General features: G+C 59.8%; 17 protein-coding genes and 2 tRNA genes. 8 read left to right on the forward strand and 11 right to left on the reverse strand.

Annotation, left to right across the window (positions count from 1 at the left end; genetic code table 11):
* Positions 1-133: 133 nt before the first annotated feature.
* Genes KF821_00685 through udk form a run of 3 tightly spaced genes read right to left on the reverse strand, consistent with a single transcriptional unit; the run spans position 134 to position 1,857 of the window.
* The gene (locus tag KF821_00685) at positions 134-685 is read right to left on the reverse strand and encodes a VTT domain-containing protein (protein MBX3004327.1); all 552 of its coding nucleotides are present in this window, start codon (positions 683-685) and stop codon (positions 134-136) included.
* Between the two features lie 3 nt (positions 686-688).
* A complete protein-coding gene (locus KF821_00690; GenBank protein ID MBX3004328.1) occupies positions 689-1,165 on the reverse strand; it encodes a peptidylprolyl isomerase in 477 nt (158 codons plus the stop codon).
* A 50-nt stretch (positions 1,166-1,215) separates the two neighbouring features.
* Positions 1,216-1,857 carry a uridine kinase gene (gene udk, locus KF821_00695; GenBank protein ID MBX3004329.1) on the reverse strand — a complete coding sequence of 214 codons (642 nt, stop codon included), beginning with the start codon at positions 1,855-1,857 and terminating at the stop codon, positions 1,216-1,218.
* A gap of 82 nt (positions 1,858-1,939) precedes the next feature.
* Between udk and KF821_00700 the strand changes: the two genes are divergently transcribed.
* The gene (locus tag KF821_00700; protein ID MBX3004330.1) at positions 1,940-2,167 is read left to right on the forward strand and encodes a hypothetical protein; all 228 of its coding nucleotides are present in this window, start codon (positions 1,940-1,942) and stop codon (positions 2,165-2,167) included.
* A 4-nt stretch (positions 2,168-2,171) separates the two neighbouring features.
* Here KF821_00700 and KF821_00705 read toward each other — a convergent pair.
* A tRNA-Thr gene (locus KF821_00705) sits at positions 2,172-2,244 on the reverse strand.
* Positions 2,245-2,568: 324 nt separating this feature from the next.
* Here KF821_00705 and KF821_00710 point away from each other — a divergent pair.
* On the forward strand, positions 2,569-3,816 hold the full coding sequence (locus KF821_00710; protein ID MBX3004331.1) for a glycosyltransferase: 1,248 nt from the start codon (positions 2,569-2,571) through the stop codon (positions 3,814-3,816).
* Positions 3,817-3,836: 20 nt separating this feature from the next.
* Here the strand turns inward: KF821_00710 and KF821_00715 are convergent, their stop codons facing one another.
* The 6 genes from KF821_00715 to KF821_00740 all read right to left on the reverse strand — a co-directional run bounded on the left by KF821_00715 (position 3,837) and on the right by KF821_00740 (position 8,767).
* Positions 3,837-4,139, reverse strand: coding sequence for a hypothetical protein (locus KF821_00715; protein ID MBX3004332.1), 303 nt, complete (start codon positions 4,137-4,139; stop codon positions 3,837-3,839).
* A gap of 545 nt (positions 4,140-4,684) precedes the next feature.
* Positions 4,685-5,503, reverse strand: a complete 819-nt coding sequence (locus KF821_00720; GenBank protein MBX3004333.1) for a tyrosine-type recombinase/integrase — start codon at positions 5,501-5,503, stop codon at positions 4,685-4,687.
* 136 nt (positions 5,504-5,639) lie between these two features.
* Positions 5,640-5,713: transfer RNA gene (locus KF821_00725), tRNA-Val, on the reverse strand.
* A gap of 56 nt (positions 5,714-5,769) precedes the next feature.
* Positions 5,770-7,050: a peptidoglycan DD-metalloendopeptidase family protein gene (locus KF821_00730; GenBank protein ID MBX3004334.1), complete on the reverse strand. Its 1,281-nt coding sequence runs from the start codon at positions 7,048-7,050 to the stop codon at positions 5,770-5,772.
* A gap of 65 nt (positions 7,051-7,115) precedes the next feature.
* A complete protein-coding gene (locus KF821_00735; protein ID MBX3004335.1) occupies positions 7,116-8,369 on the reverse strand; it encodes an extracellular solute-binding protein in 1,254 nt (417 codons plus the stop codon).
* A 17-nt stretch (positions 8,370-8,386) separates the two neighbouring features.
* Complete coding sequence (locus tag KF821_00740) at positions 8,387-8,767, reverse strand: hypothetical protein (protein MBX3004336.1); 381 nt, start codon at positions 8,765-8,767, stop codon at positions 8,387-8,389.
* Positions 8,768-8,935: 168 nt separating this feature from the next.
* Between KF821_00740 and greA the strand changes: the two genes are divergently transcribed.
* The 6 genes from greA (at position 8,936) to KF821_00770 (ending at position 14,714) form a co-directional block, all read left to right on the forward strand.
* On the forward strand, positions 8,936-9,412 hold the full coding sequence (gene greA / locus KF821_00745; GenBank protein MBX3004337.1) for a transcription elongation factor GreA: 477 nt from the start codon (positions 8,936-8,938) through the stop codon (positions 9,410-9,412).
* A gap of 83 nt (positions 9,413-9,495) precedes the next feature.
* Positions 9,496-11,016 (forward strand): lysine--tRNA ligase, encoded by a 1,521-nt coding sequence (gene lysS / locus KF821_00750; protein ID MBX3004338.1) that lies wholly within the window; start codon positions 9,496-9,498, stop codon positions 11,014-11,016.
* On the forward strand, positions 11,016-11,225 hold the full coding sequence (locus KF821_00755; GenBank protein ID MBX3004339.1) for a hypothetical protein: 210 nt from the start codon (positions 11,016-11,018) through the stop codon (positions 11,223-11,225). Before lysS ends, KF821_00755 begins: the two co-directional genes overlap by 1 nt.
* A gap of 646 nt (positions 11,226-11,871) precedes the next feature.
* A complete protein-coding gene (gene serS, locus KF821_00760; GenBank protein ID MBX3004340.1) occupies positions 11,872-13,146 on the forward strand; it encodes a serine--tRNA ligase in 1,275 nt (424 codons plus the stop codon).
* 18 nt (positions 13,147-13,164) lie between these two features.
* Positions 13,165-13,683 carry a DUF456 domain-containing protein gene (locus tag KF821_00765; GenBank protein MBX3004341.1) on the forward strand — a complete coding sequence of 173 codons (519 nt, stop codon included), beginning with the start codon at positions 13,165-13,167 and terminating at the stop codon, positions 13,681-13,683.
* A complete protein-coding gene (locus tag KF821_00770; GenBank protein ID MBX3004342.1) occupies positions 13,656-14,714 on the forward strand; it encodes a PD40 domain-containing protein in 1,059 nt (352 codons plus the stop codon). Before KF821_00765 ends, KF821_00770 begins: the two co-directional genes overlap by 28 nt.
* A 118-nt stretch (positions 14,715-14,832) precedes the next feature.
* Here the strand turns inward: KF821_00770 and KF821_00775 are convergent, their stop codons facing one another.
* Positions 14,833-15,345 carry an NUDIX domain-containing protein gene (locus KF821_00775; protein MBX3004343.1) on the reverse strand — a complete coding sequence of 171 codons (513 nt, stop codon included), beginning with the start codon at positions 15,343-15,345 and terminating at the stop codon, positions 14,833-14,835.
* Positions 15,346-15,398: the final 53 nt, after the last annotated feature.

Raw genomic sequence — 15,398 nt, forward strand, 5'->3', positions numbered from 1 at the left:
CAGATGAACACAGATGCACACAGATAGTTATTTTTTAACCTCACCACAAAGACGAAAAGAGCACAAAGTTATAAAAATTTAAAAGTTTCTCTTTGTGTCCTTTGTGTCTTTGTGGTTATGAAGTTGCATTCTTCTACTCCGCAAAATATGGCAGCGTAAACAGCCCTGCGCCTGCGGCGGCGAAGGCAAGCATTTTGAGCACCTGGCCAAGCCAGCAGAACAATAGGAACTTGGGCAGCGGCATGCGTAGCGCACCGGCGGCAATTCCGCTGAGGTCGACCAACGGGTTGGGTACCGCCGCCAGGGTAAACACGGTCAGCGGGCCGTTGCGCTGCATCCAGCCTACCATGCGCTGGTAGGCGGCGGTGTTCTCGATGGCGGCCTGGCCGCTAAAGCCGGCCAGGTAACCAGTCAGCTCGCCGAGGGCCGCGCCGCTGCCCGCCGCCAGGGCTACGCCCAGCGGCGGCAGGTGCGCGCCCATTGAGAACACAATCAGCGCGGCCGGGGCGGGCAGGAACACGGTGGCATACGAGATCAGCGTAATGAGAAACAGGCCCGGGTAACCCAGGGCCTGTAACTTGTCCGTGTATTCACGTGGCAGGAAGAAGATGGCCAGGCTGATGCCCACCACCGCCACCAGCGCCAAGGCGCGCCACAGCTTCAAAGCGCCGGGGCGCGCTGCCATACGCTAGCTCTCCTGGATCGTGATGGAGATCAATTGGCCGGCCGGGCCGCCGCGGCTGGGGTCACGCTCCGGGATGGCCATGAGCACATCCTCGCCCGCGATCAGCTCACCGAACACCGCGTGGCGATTGTCCAGGTGCGGGGTGGGGCCGTGCGTGATGAAGAACTGCGAACCGTTGGTGTTAGGCCCGGCATTAGCCATCGAGAGGATGCCGCGCTTGCTGTGGCGCAGGCTGGGGTGGAACTCATCGGCGAATTTGTAGCCGGGGCCGCCCATACCGCTGCCGGTCGGGTCGCCGCCTTGCACCATGAAGTTGCCGATCACGCGGTGAAAGGTGGTGCCATCATAGTAGCCCTGGCGCGCCAGGAATACAAAGTTGTTGACGGTGTTGGGCACCTCGGTGGCAAACAGCTTGATGACCATATCGCCCTTGTCGGTGGTGATGGTGGCGGTGTAGCTCTTGGCGGGGTCAATTTCCATCGCCGGGGCTTGATTCCATTGCTTGGACATGTACAGAAATTCCTTTCGGGCTAGTGAGATACTTCTTTTTTATATTCGCGCAAACGCGCTTCGATACGCGCCAGCACAAACTCCAAGGCCACTTGGTTGAAGCCGCCATAGGGGATGATCAGATCCGCATAGCGCTTGGAGGGCTCTACAAATTCCAAGTGCATCGGGCGCACAGTGGCAAAGTACTGCTGGATGACGCTTTCGGTGGTGCGGCCGCGCTCGTTGATGTCACGCTGCAGGCGGCGGATGAAACGCAGGTCAGCATCGGTGTCCACGAACAGCTTGACGTCGCATATTTCCCGCAGCTCCGGCTCGACGTACAGCAAGATGCCCTCCACCAGCACGATCGGGCGCGGCTCTACGGTCTGGCTCTCGGCGCGGCGGGTGTGTGTAGTGAAATCATAGCTGGGCACCTGCACGCTGTTGCCGTCTTTGAGCTGGCGGATGTGCTCCACCATCAACTCGCTTTCCAGCGAATTGGGATGGTCAAAGTTGGTGGTTTTGCGCTGGGCCGGCTCCAGCTTGCTGAGATCTTTGTAATACGAGTCGTGCTGGATGTAGGCGACGCTGCCCGGGGTGGCTCGCTGGACGATGGCCTGGGCTACCGTGGTTTTGCCGGAGCCGGAGCCGCCGGCCACACCGATGACGAGGGGAACGGGCATGGGCGTGATTATAAAGGATAGGCTGTGTGATTGTAGATTTCTGATTTGAGATTTTGGATTGACGGGTTGATAATCACTAAAGATGAAACCCTACGATCAGGAGATCTATCGCCAGTTGTTTGCGCGCTTGTTGGCGCGTGCCATGCAGCACGGCAAGCACGATCCTGTGCTGGCCCAGCACTGGTTGGAACGCAAGTACAAGCTGGCCTTGGCAATGCTATTCAGCCAGCATAAGATGGAGCTGGCCGATGCGTATATGGATGTGCGCCAGCATTTGCAGGCACGTTTGGAGGATGCTGAGGGAAGATAAGAAGAGCCACCGGTGGGACTCGAACCCACGACCCGTCGCTTACGAAGCGACTGCTCTGCCAACTGAGCTACGGTGGCGTGCGCAGCCTTCGGCTGCGCGGGCGAACCAAAGGTTTGCCACTGCTTGAAATGCCGAACGGCGTCGGCGTACGCAACCTTCGGTTGCGTTTGGCGTTGCCAAAATCAGGCAACGCCATGGCAAGCTTCGCTTGCGCGGGCGAACCAAAGGTTCGCCACTGCTTGAAATGCCGAACGGCGTCGGCGTACGCAACCTTCGGTTGCGTTTGGCGTTGCCAAAATCAGGCAACGCTATACGAAATGACGATGGTCTAAAACCAACGAAGGCAGATTATAACTGTTCGTAATACTCTTGCAACTATGACTCTGCGCGCAACACACCCCCTGCGTATTGCCATGCTTTCGTACCATGCCAGCCCGCTGGCGTCGTTAGGCAGCGCCAAGAGCGGCGGCATGAACGTCTACGTGGGCGAGCTGAGCCGCCAGTTGGCCGCCCGCGGCCACACGGTGGATGTGTTCACGCGTGGGCCGCACGCCGAGCGCCCCCTGGGTGAGCGGGCGCGGGTGATCTCGCTACCGGCAGGGCCAGACGAAGAGATGCCTGTGCAAGATCTGGCCGCTTTCATCCCTGAGTTCCTGGCGGGCGTGCGCCGGTTTGCTGCAGACGAGCTTGCCACCACTGGCCGCCAGGCCTATGACGTGGTGCACGCCCATTACTGGCTTTCCGGCTTGATCGGTATGCACCTCAAGCAGGAGTGGGGCGTGCCGCTGGTCTTGATGTTTCATACGCTTGGCTTGGTTAAGAATCGCATTGCTGCGTTAGGTGTGCAGGAGAGTGCGGCGCGCATTCGCGGCGAGCGGCGCGCGATGCAGGCTGCCGATGCCGTCATTGCCGCTACGCCCGTCGAGCGGGCAGAGCTGCAATGGTTGTATGAGTTGCATAGCGACAAGGTGCACGTCATCCCGCCCGGCGTGGATCTGCAGCGCTTCAAGCCGCTGGAGAAGGCCGCGGCCTGCAAACTGCTGGGCTGGGATTGTGCCGAGCGTCATTTGCTGTTTGTGGGCCGTATCGAAGCGCTGAAGGGCATTGATACTTTGATCCGCAGCCTGCACTTCGTGCGCGAGGCCGCGCCGGCCTGGCCGCTACGCGTGCACATCGTAGGCGGCGATCTGGAAGGCAGTCAGCATGCCTTGGATAGCGAGCTGGCCCGCCTGCGCGCCGTCACGCGCGCCCTCGGCCTGCAAGACCAGGTGGATTTCCTGGGCAGCCGCAGCCAGGATACGCTGCCGCTGTACTATGCCGCCGCCGATGCACTGGTAATGCCGTCGTACTCGGAGTCCTTTGGCATGGTGGCACTGGAAGCGATGGCCTGCGCCCGCCCGGTGATCGCCTCGAGCGTGGGCGGGCTGCGTTACCTGGTGCAGGATGGGCTCACCGGCTACCATGTGCGCGAGGGGGATGCACCCCAACTGGCCGGGCGCATTCTGCGCCTGCTGGGGGATCCGGCGCGCCTGGAGCGCATGGGCGCCGCGGCCCGCCGTGAGGCGCAGCGCTACGCCTGGAGCCGCACCGCCGACGCGGTGCAGGCTGTGTATAGGCAACTGCTGGCAGCTCAAGCGGCTGGGCGCTAGGCAGCAGCTCTTCCGGAGTATCAGTGCGGCATCAGCGACGGAGTGAGCGAGCTCATCAGCATGCGGTGCGCTTCGCCAAAGGTTTGCGGCGTAGGGTGCTGGCCGATGTTTACTGTGGAGGGAAACTGGATGGGGTTGTTGCGCACATTGGCGATGGTGTCTTCACCAAGTTGATCGCGCAGAAAGGTGGCCAGAGAGTTCTGGGAGCTGGCATCCAGGCGCACAAAATCCTTACGCAACGCATCAAACAACTCCAGGGCACTCTCGTGCCCCATGCGCTCGTATCCAGCCTCTGTGTAATCGTTCAATCGCTTCTTAGCCATTCAGTGTTCTCGTCGTGTGCTAAAATACAATCTATGTCGATAGAGAATGCGCTCGGAATTTGCGTCTTGTTGTTTTGCGCGGCGCTGCTAATCTTCGTCCGAGAAGAGGAGCAAAAAAAGGTGGCCGCACCATTCATAATCTGCGGCATATTGCTCGCCGCCGGCCTTTTACTCGCCTAATCAAAGGTGCAGGCGGGCTGGAGGTTACCCGCCCGCACCTTTATTCTCTGCCTCGATCTCGCGCATCTTCTCTTCTTCGCGCATTCCGCCCAGTACCCAAGGCCGGAAGTAGGTGCCATAGAAAAACGGCTCAATTGACTGGATCGTCCAATAAATAGTCGATAGAATTTAGTAACCTGGCTCGCAAACAAAACGACCCCTTAGCGGGGTCGTTTTGTATTTCGCGTGACGTCCAGGCGATCAGCCGGAGAGGCCAGCCGGTGTACACGCTGCGCATCAATGTCAGCAATCGCCAGGTAGCGCTGCGTCATGGTCAGCGATTGGTGGACGAGTAGGCGCTTGAGCGTGAAGGGATCGCCGCCGTTTCATAAGTACTGGATCGCGAAGGTGTGGCGAAACCGATGCGGATAGATATTGGCCACACCCGAGGCTCCCTCGATGCGGTCAAGCGAGCTCTGAATGCCGGAGCGCGTGAGCCGCTCGCCGGTGCTGCGATTGACAAACAGCGGGCCTACAGCAGCCCCGCTTTCGCTGATCAGTTTCCAATTTGCCATCCGTGCCTTGCGACCAATAAACACAGTGCGGCCGCGCGTCTTGCGGCCGCTGCGATGGGGGTGTAGCGTGATCTGCCCCTGCTCGAGATCGACATCTTCAATGTTCAGGCGGGTGAGTTCACTGACGCGCATCCCGGTGTCCAGGAGCGTCAGTACGATGGCTCGGTTGCGCGCAGCGTCAGGCAGCGCCATTCGGAAGCTTGCTCTGCCGGCGGTTGCCGCCTGCTTGCTGAAATCGATGTTCTGCAAAATCGCTACGATCTCATCCTCATTGAAAGGCTGGATGTCGGGCGAAGAAACCTCCGGCGGCTCCAGCTTCTCATCAGGGCGGGCTATATTGAGATCTCGCTCAGCCCAGTTATAAAAAGAACGAATAGCAATCCAATGGTTTTTGAGCGTCTTGTTGCTTAGGCGCCAGTCGGTGCCGGCGCGCTTGGCTGGTTGATATTCTGTGGCCAACCAGGCCATGAAGCGCTCAAGGTCATGTCGCGTCACCTTCTCGACCACAGGGTCATCGAGGAAGACGACGGCTTTTCTCAGTGCAGTTCTGTAATCGGACAGGGTGGCTTCGCTATATCTTCGTGCATTTAGATATAGCTCAAAGCCTTGCAACGCCTTTGAAAGCTTCACTTTTCTCTCCTTGCGCTGCTAGGAGGGAAATTTATCCGTGAGGGCTGTGGTTACCAGGGGGAATTTTCTTTTCTCTAATCAACGGCCTCACGGATGCAAGAATTACTTATCCGTGAGGCCGTTGATTGTACTTTTGTGGGCGCGGGGGGACTCGAACCCTCGACCTCACGGATGTGAACCGTGCGCTCTAACCAGCTGAGCTACGCGCCCGAAGAAGCGGCATTATAGCACTGTGCCGATTCATAGGCAAGAAACTAGGTGCCGTTTTACGGAATGAACAAGAAATCCCAGGGATTTACCTTGCCATAGATCGAGCTATACAACTCAAAGTGCAAGTGCGCGCCGCTGGAATTGCCGGTGTTGCCCACGCCACCAATCACCATGCCCTGCGAGACACTCTGGCCACAACCCACCGCGTAACTGTTCAAGTGAGCATAAGCGGACTGCCAGCCGCTGCCATGGTCGATGACTACCAAGTTGCCATAGCCATAGTTTGACCAACCGGCATACACCACTACACCACCATCGGTGGCATACACCGCGTTGCCTTCCGCGCCAGCGATGTCGATGCCGTTGTGCGTCGGTGGCGTGTAGTCATAGCCGGAGAGGTAGGTGGCGACGCTCGGCCAGCGGAAGGTGCCGTTACCCACGGCGCCTTCGTAGATAGCGCCACAGGCGCCGGGGCCGTAGTAGGCCGCGGTGGCGGCGTTGGCACGCGTGATCGCCGGCGGGCCCCAGTCACGCAGCAGGCGCGAGCCATTGGGGATGATGAGCTGAAAGCCATCCGGAATGTTCGGGTTATCCGGGTCCGTCTCGTAAGGATCGAGGTTGTTGCCGGGCCAATTGATGATGTCTTGCGCCGTGACCGTGGTGCTGTAGCTGGCATTTTCGGCGATGGCGTTGAGGCTCTCGCCGGCGCGGTAGGTCACGAGCATGCCGTCCACCGGGGGGATGTTTAGCACCAAGCCCGGCGCGATCTCGCTGGGGTTGTCTTGCAGCACATCGTAGTTGAACCACAGAATGCTCTCGGGTTTGAGGCCGTAGAGATCGGCCAGACCAAACAGCGTATCCCCGCGCTCCACGGTGTATTGCAGGATATCCACGCGGGCGCGGCTGGGGATGATCGTATCCATCGAAGCCAGGCGGGTGATACCCTGGTTGAAATCGGCGGCCAGCCCATAGGAGGGCATCAGCGCGCTGGCTTCGCCGCCGGTGGCGGCATCGATCGTCGTTTGTGCCAGCGCCACCGCAGTGGAGCGGAAATCAGCCTGCTGGCCGGCTTGCATGCCAGCCGCCACGGTGTTCATTAGCAATACCACGCCCAGTGCCACCACTGCGATCATGGCAATCTTGCCATAACGGCGAAGGGCGCCTTGCAGGCGCGTCGCTTTACCTGCGGCTGGCGCGGCAGTAAGATCCGCGGGCGGAGCCGCAGCCGTAGCATCTTGTGCTGGCGCGCTGGAGGCGGGCAGCGGAGCTGCGGCCGCACCGGCCGCGGCCGGCGCATCCAGATCTGGCGTATGGGGGGGCTTGGGTTTTCTCGGCATCAACTACACCGTGGCAATCTTATCATCGCTGCTGCGCTTGGAATTAACCCGGCATGAGAGCTTGCTTAGGGGATGAAGGTATCGCGCACTCGGTTGACCGCATCGGCAGCGCTCAGCTCCTGCTTGAGCACCGCCACCACGGCTTCGGAGAGGGCGCTGCCCCAACGCTCCAAGGTGAGCTGGTCGGGCAGGGGGTGCGCATTGGTCACCAGTTGGCTGGCGAGGGCCTGGTTGGCATCGGGCGCCCAGGCGGCCAGGGCACTTGGCCGCGGCGGCAAGAGCGCTGCCGCGGCACTGTATTGTGCCAGGAACTCTGGCGTGGTCAGGAATTCGATCAACTCGTGCGCCAACGCCACGCGCTCAGGGTTTTGGGTTGTGATCACCCACACCCAGCCGCGCACCAGCGTGAAGGGCTGGCCGTTTTGGGTGGGCAGCGGCGCGCCGCTCACTTCGCCCTGGCGATTGGCGAACACCTGGCTGGTCCAGGCGGTCACCATCGGCAGGCGGCCTTCGCTGAAGGCTTGCCAGGTTTGCTCATTGCTCTGGTATTGGGTCAACCAGAAGGGAAACACGCCGCGCGCCTGGCCAGTGGACAGGAAATCAAACACTTCCAGCAGTTGGACCTCGCTGATGGTGTAGTCACCCTCAGTGGGCAATGAAAGCAACTGCAACACGATAAAGCGCGCCTGCGGGTCGGCGGCGGCAAAGCCCAGCGCGATGCGCGTATCCATCAGGCGCAGCCAGTTGGGCGGCACCTGAGCGATGGCGGTGCTGCGGTGCGCGGCGACCAGCGCATCGGCCATGAATGGGCGGCCATAGGTTTGTTCGTTCACGCTGGCCAGCGCGGTAGCGAAAGCGTACCAGTCGTCTTCGTTTAGGGGCTGCTGCGCTTGCACCAGGCCTGCCTCCACGGCTTGTGGCAACAGGCTGGCGGGAAGCAGCACCAGATCCGGCAAGGCCAGCGGCGCGGCGCTTTGGGCGCGGCGCAAGGATTCGAGTAGGCCACCGGTCCCCAGTTCATCCTTGAGGCGCGGGTTGATCAGCGCCTGCGGGTGCTGGCCGGTGAATTCGTCCAGGCGGGTTTGCAGCATGCCGGCGGCCAGGCTGCCGGCGTTGGGGTCGTATTGGGGCGGCAGCCACAGCGTCAGCGTGAGGGCGCGTTCGGTGCTGGGGCTGGTGGGTTGCAGCGTGCTCACAACGGCCACCGCTGCTGCAGTGGTGCTGGGCGTGGGCACCAGGCTGGCGGTGAGGCTGGCACAGGCCGATAGGCCCAGCGCTACAACAGCGGCGGGCAGCACGCGGAGGAAGAAGCGGTTCATGAGGAAATTGTATCCGTTTAGGGGCTGGAGGGAGTTTCGCTAGCTAGTGGGGTTTCGCTGGCGGTTGCGCTGGGGGGCACAGGGGTTTCTGTAGGGGCCGTGGTGGCGGTAGGCGTTGAAGATGGGGTAAAGGTCAGCGTTGGGGTTGCGGTTAGGCTGGGAGTCACCGTCAGGGTGCTGGTCTGGCTGGCGGTAGGCGTGGCGCTCGGCGTATCCGTTGGGCTGGTGGTACTGCTTGGCTCGCCGGTCAGCGTGGCTGTGGGGCTGGGCGTCTGGCTGAGGCGCACATTGGCGGCTACATAGCCTGCCAGGTAGCACGGCAGCGTGAGCAAAACAATGCCCGCCAAAATGTAGCGTAGGCGCTGGCGTTGGCGCGGATCTTTTTGGTTGAAAAGCATAAGCAGCCAATCATATCATTCCCACTGGATGGCTGCCAATAACACACAAAGAGAACATTCGTTCTTGTCATTTGATTGTGGATATGCTATAGTCTGCATGCTGTTAGCAAATCTCCCCTGGTTTGCTTGCAGCAAATGTGTTTAAAACGCAAAAAACAAAAGGGAACCATGTCTACTGAGTATTTGACCAAGCAAGGCTTCAAAAAACTGCAAGACGAGCTGGATATGCTGCGCAATGTACGCCGCAAGGAGATCGCCGAGCGCCTGCGCGAGGCGGCCGAAAACAGCTTGGGTGAGTTTGTTGAAGACCCTGAGTTTGAGGCCGCCAAGAACGAGCAATCCTTTGTTGAAGGCCGCATCAAAGAATTGGAAATTCTGCTCGCCAATGCGACCCTGATCGAAGAGCACAAGGGCCGCCGCAAGAGCGACGTAGTGGAGATCGGCAGCAAGGTCACCATCCAGCAGGGCCGCCGTAAGCCCGAGGAGTACATGATCGTGGGAGCGGCAGAAGCTAACCCGCGCGAAGGCAAGATCAGCCATGAGAGCCCGCTGGGGAGCGCGCTGCTGGGTAAGAAGGAAGGCGACAAGGCCGATATCGACGCGCCGTCTGGTGCCTTCTCGGTAAAGATTACCAAAGTAATCTAATACCCACGAACAAACACGCAATCGAGAGGCCCGGCGGCAAATGCCCCGGGCCTCTTTTTATGTAATAATCCGGCGGAGTTGATATGAGTGACGAACAACAATTTACTGAACTTGAACGCCTGCGCTTAGCCAAACTGGAAGCCTTACGCCAGCAGGGCACTGATCCCTTCCCGCCACGCGTAGAGCGCACGCACACCACGGCGCAGGCGCTGGCCGCCTTTGAAGCCGGCGGCGAGCAGCCGCTGGCCGCCACCGTGGTGGGGCGCATTCGCTCCATGCGCTTGATGGGCAAGCTGGCCTTCGCCCATGTGGAAGATGGCCAGGGCCGCCTGCAGTTGTTCCTGCGCGCGGATGATTTTGGCGCCGACAATTTGCAGCACTTCAAAGACTATTTTGACCTGGGCGATTTTGTAGAAGCGCAGGGCGAAATGTTCCGCACCAAAGCGGGCGAGGTTTCGCTGAATGTACGCAGCCTGCGCATGATCTCCAAGGCGCTCACACCGCTGCCCGCGGCCAAAGACGAAGTCGTAGACGGCGAGGTAGTGCGCCACGCCACGCTGGCCGACCCTGAGACACGCTACCGCCAGCGCTATGCTGACCTGGCCGTGAACCCGCAGGTGCGCGAGGTGTTCAAGACACGCGCCGCCATCCTGCGCTCGCTGCGCGAGTTTCTGGACAAGCACGATTTCTTAGAGGTCGAAACGCCGGTCTTGCAACCGGTGTATGGCGGCGCTGCGGCGCGCCCCTTCGTTACGCACCACAACCAGCTCAAGCAAGACCTGTACCTGCGTATCTCGTTTGAGCTATATCTCAAGCGGCTGCTGGTGGGCGGTATGGAGCGTGTGTACGAGATCGGGCGCGACTTCCGCAATGAAGGCGTAGACCGCACGCACAACCCTGAGTTCACCATGCTTGAGTTTTACATGGCCTATGCCGATTATCGCCGCGTGATGGAATTCACCGAAGAGATGATCAACTTTGTGGGCAAGCAAGTGTTGGGTGGCAGCAAGCTCACTTATCAGGGTAACGAGATCGATCTGGCCAATGCCTGGCCGCGCATCACGATCGCTGATGCGGTGCACGAGTTCGCCGGCATTGACATCAATCAGCATCCTAATGCCGCCAGTCTGGCCGCCGCCATGAAGGCCAAAGACTACAAGGTGCGCGTGGGCGGCAGCCGCGGCAAGCTCATCGAAGACCTGGTGGGCGACCATGTGGAGCCCCGGTTGATCCAGCCCACCTTCTTGTACGACTATCCGCGTGAGGTATCGCCGCTGGCCAAGAGCCACCCGGAGGATGCCCAGACCGTGGAGCGCTTTGAGGGCTACGTGGGCGGCTTCGAGTTGTGCAACGCCTTCAGCGAGCTCAATGACCCGCTCGACCAGCAGGCGCGCTTCGAAGAGATGGGCCGCAGCCTGAAAGCGGACGACGAAGACTTGCACCCGGTAGACGAAGATTATCTGCGCGCCATGCGCTACGGTATGCCGCCCAACGGTGGCTTTGGCATGGGCATTGACCGCATCACGATGTTGTTCACTGACCAGCCCAACATCCGCGAGGTCATCTTGTTTCCGCACCTACGCAAGCGCTGCGAGGGTGAATAGTGCCACAAGGTGGGGCAGGTAGCGAGTTTCTCGCCCAGCTCTCCAACCCGGCGCGTAGTGCGCTGGAGCATGCTGGCATCACCACGCTCAGTAAGTTGGCCAAATATACTGAGAAGGAAATTTTGGGCCTGCACGGCATAGGGCCAGCCTCCATGCCCACCTTGCGCAAGGTGTTGAAGGACGCCGGGCTGGCGTTTCGGGCTAAGTAATCAAATGGGCGGGTCTGAGACCCGCCCATTTTAGGGTTGGTCTGGTCTTTTGTTTTGGGAGCAACCAAGATTGCTTCGGTCGGCCGCATTGACATGCGGCCTCACTCGCAATGACAGTTTTTAGTCATTCCGACCGAGTGCAGCGAGGGAGGAATCCTTTAGGCCAAACGGAGTTCGTGCCTATGCCCTAAAGGATTCTTCCTCGCCGCTATGCGGCTCGGTCGGAATGACAGTCAAAAAGCAAAGTATTGCATGTTGTGTGGCCTCGCTCGCAATGACAGTTTTTTAGTCATTCCGACCGAGTGCAGCGAGGGAGGAATCCTTTAGGCCAAACGGAGTCGTGCCTATGCCCGATCAGCTACTTCGATTGGCAAACGCGCCGCCTATCTTCTCTGCTATAATCAAGTATTGGCTTGCGGAACTACGCCAGCGTACTCTCTCCCAGCAAGCTGCCGGATGATGCAAGGCAGCAGAGAGCGCCAGCTTTCCACTCCGCCGCGCGGTTAGAGCGCACTGGCCAACGGGTTTCGCCCGATAACGCGAATTTGAGGTTTGCGCCGGAATGCACGGCGCGAACGAATGCAGGTGGCACCACGGCGCCCCCGTCCTGCAAAAAGGATGGGGCGTTTTTTGTTAAGGAGCAGATATGTTGGACATCAATCTCATTCGTGAAACTCCCGATGTAGTCAAGGCCGGGCTGGTAAAGCGCAACATGGATCCGGCGCTGGTGGACACTGCCGCCAGCCTGGATGCGCGCCGCCGTGAGCTGCTGGTGCAGGTAGAGGCGCTGAAGGCCGAGCGCAACGCCGTCTCCAAAGAGATCAGCACCATGCAAGACAAGGCCGCTAAAGAAGCGCGTATTGCAGATATGCGTGCTGTAGGTGACAAAATCGGTGCGTTGGATACAGAATTGGCGGCAATCGATGCCGATTTTGAAGCGACTATCTCTGTTATCCCCAATATTGTCGAGGAGCGCGTGCCTGCTGGCGGCGAAGAGAACAACATCGTCGCCAAGGAGTGGGGTGATAAACCCAGCTTTGATTTCGAGGCCAAGCCGCACTGGGAACTGGGTGAGCAACTCGGCATCATTGATTTTGAGGCCGGCGTGCGCGTCACCGGCAGCCGCTTCTACGTGCTCAGTGGTGCTGGCGCCCGCTTGCAGCGCGCCCTCATCTCGTGGATGCTGGACCTGCACTCCCGCCAGGGCTACACCGAGAAATACACGCCCTTCATGGTAAAGGGCGCCACGCTGTACGGCGCCGGGCAGCTGCCCAAGTTCAAGGACAATCTCTACAAGGATGCCGAGGAAGACCTGTACATGATTCCTACGGCTGAAGTGCCTCTTACCGGCCTGCACATGGGCGAGATTCTGGCTGAGGAGCAGTTGCCGCTGCGCTATACGGCGTATTCACCGTGCTTCCGCCGCGAGAAGATGAGCGCCGGGCGCGATGTGCGCGGCATTAAGCGCGGCCACCAGTTCGACAAAGTGGAAATGTACAAGTTCACCACTCCCGAGCAGTCTGAGGCAGAATTTGAGCAGATGGTGGCGGATGCCGAGGTCACCTGCCAGGCGTTGGGCTTGCCGTACCGCTTGCTGCTGAAAGCGGCGGGCGATACCAGCGAATCGGCGCACATCAGCTACGACATTGAGATTTGGGCCGCCGGGTGCAACGAATGGCTCGAAGTTTCGTCTATATCTAAAGTAGGAGACTTCCAAGCGCGCCGTGCTGGTATCAAGTACCGTGCCGCCGGCGAAAAGGGCAGCCGCTTCCTGCACACCATCAACGGCTCCGGCCTGGGTCTGCCACGTACGCTCATTGGCGTGCTGGAGAATTACCAGCAGGCCGATGGCTCGGTGATCGTGCCTGAAGTGCTGCGCCCGTGGATGGGCGGCATTGAGCGCATCGCGGCGGGAGAGTAAGTCTCCATAGGAGAGTGAGTGACTGAGTTTTCTGAGGTGCTGGCAAACGTTTTACAAGTGGGCTTGCCGCTGGCGCTGATGCTGGTGGGCTTGTTTGGGCTAATTGTGCCCATCTTCCCCGGTGGCGTCATCATCTGGATCGGCACGCTGTTCTACGGCTTGGCGGCTGGCTTCACCACCTGGGGATGGGTGTTCTTCGCCATCATCACCTTGTTGATGGTGGCCTGCTCGCTGGTGGACAACGTGCTGATGGGCAAGGAAGCCCTGCGCAGCGGCGCCTCATGGTGGAGCCTGTTTTGGGCCGCCACTGCCGGCGTGCTGGGCACGCTGTTCTTCCCACCCTTTGGCGGCCTCATCGGTGCGCCGATTGGCCTGGCCGTCTCAGAGTGGTATCGCCACCGCGATTGGAATAAGGCGCTCAAGACCACGCGCGGTCTGGCGGTGGGCTGGAGCTGGTCTTTCCTGGCGCGCTTTGGTATTGGTGTCGTGATGATCCTGGTGTGGGGCTTGTGGGTGTGGAGCAACGCCGCGGCCTAGCCTCCACACTGCGCGGCGTGCTGCTGTGCGGCCTGCTGCTATGCAGCTTGCTACTAACAGCCTGCGCGCCTGCCGCGCCGGATGGCAATCCGGTGCAGACGGCCATCGCCGCTACACTGACGGCGCGCCCGTTCAGCACACAGATACCAACCGAGTTGCCGTCCATCCCCACGCGCACCTTTGTACCGGGCGACCGGCCGCAGGGCAAGATTGTGTATGTGTGCCAGTACAGCAAGTTGTCTGGCCGCAACCAGATCTGCCTGATCAATGCCGATGGCAGTAATCAGCGCGTGCTCACCCAGGGCGGCACGTACGATGATTTCTTCCCGTCGATTACCTCGGATGGCGAATACGTCTTGTTCGCCTCAGACCGCACGGGGCGCTATCAGATCTACCAATATGCGCTGGACACCGACCAGCTGACCCAGCTCACTGAGTTCACTGATATAAGCGCCTTCGCGCCTACGGCTTCGCCAGACGGGCGCTGGATTGTGTTCTACGCCACACAAGATGGCACGCAGTACCCGGCCAGCCATAGCATCTGGGTCATGCGCCGCGATGGCAGCAACCCCGTGCGCCTCGGCCAGCGGCCGGGCGGCGGCTGGGACCCGGTATGGTCGCCGGATAGCAGCCAGATCCAATTCGCTTCCGAGGTTAAGGGCTACCCGCAGTTGTTCGTGATAAATGCAGATGGGTCAGGCGTGCGCCAGGTGACCGACTTCAGCGGCCTGCGCGGCCGCAATGACTGGTCTGTGCACGGGCTGTTGGCAACCTATCTAGGCTCCTCATGGAACCGCGATATTTATGTCTTTGATACGCAAGGTGACAACCTTGTGCAGCTCACGGATGGCGGCAACAACCTGGCGCCCAGCTTCTCGCCGGATGGCGAGTGGCTGACCTTTATGTCGTACCGCGATAACCCGCGGCTGGATCTAGGCTGCGAGATTTACATCATGCGTGTGGATGGCAGCGAGCCGCGCCGCCTCACCGAGAATGACATCTGCGATTGGCAGCCGCGCTGGGGGCCGTAGATTTTTTAATACCTGGTAGCTGCTCGGGAATTGGCTAGTGCTTACTTCAATCGGATAATCAGATTAATCAAAATCAATCGAACGAAGCGATGGTTTTGACTGGTTTTGATTGCCTAGATTAAATATCCTCAAAATGCATGGTGAGCGTCCCAGCATCGTCATAGGTATACAACGCCCACAGCGGCTCGCCATCCGGCGGCACGGCCAGCACTTTGGGCAGCAGGGTGGGGATATCTTCCACCATCTGCAACTCAGCCAGCTCGCTCACTTTGACCCATTGCAAGGTGCCCTCATCAGACTGGCGCAATTCACCATCCTGCGGGGCCGGGCCGCAGAACACGCTCATGTGGATGCCAACATCAGGGTCACCCGTGTCAATCGACACATCTGCGCATAGCCACAAGCGTTGTGGGCGCAAGCCAGACTCTTCTTCGATCTCGCGGTAAGCAGCCGCCAGCACGCTCTCGCTGCGCTCGACGTGGCCGCCCAACCCGTTATACAGCCCAGGGAAAACGGGGCGGTCGTCGGCGCGCTTCATCAGCAGCACTTCATCGCCACGCGTAAGAAACACCAGTACGCGCGGGATGACCTGATAGCGGGTCTTGCTGAATTTTTGCGGATTATTGGTCATTGAGTCCACAGATGAACGCAGATGAACACAGATAAAAGACTTGCATCAGCGTT

This window comes from Anaerolineales bacterium (assembly GCA_019637755.1).
GTDB lineage: Bacteria > Chloroflexota > Anaerolineae > Anaerolineales > UBA11579 > JAMCZK01.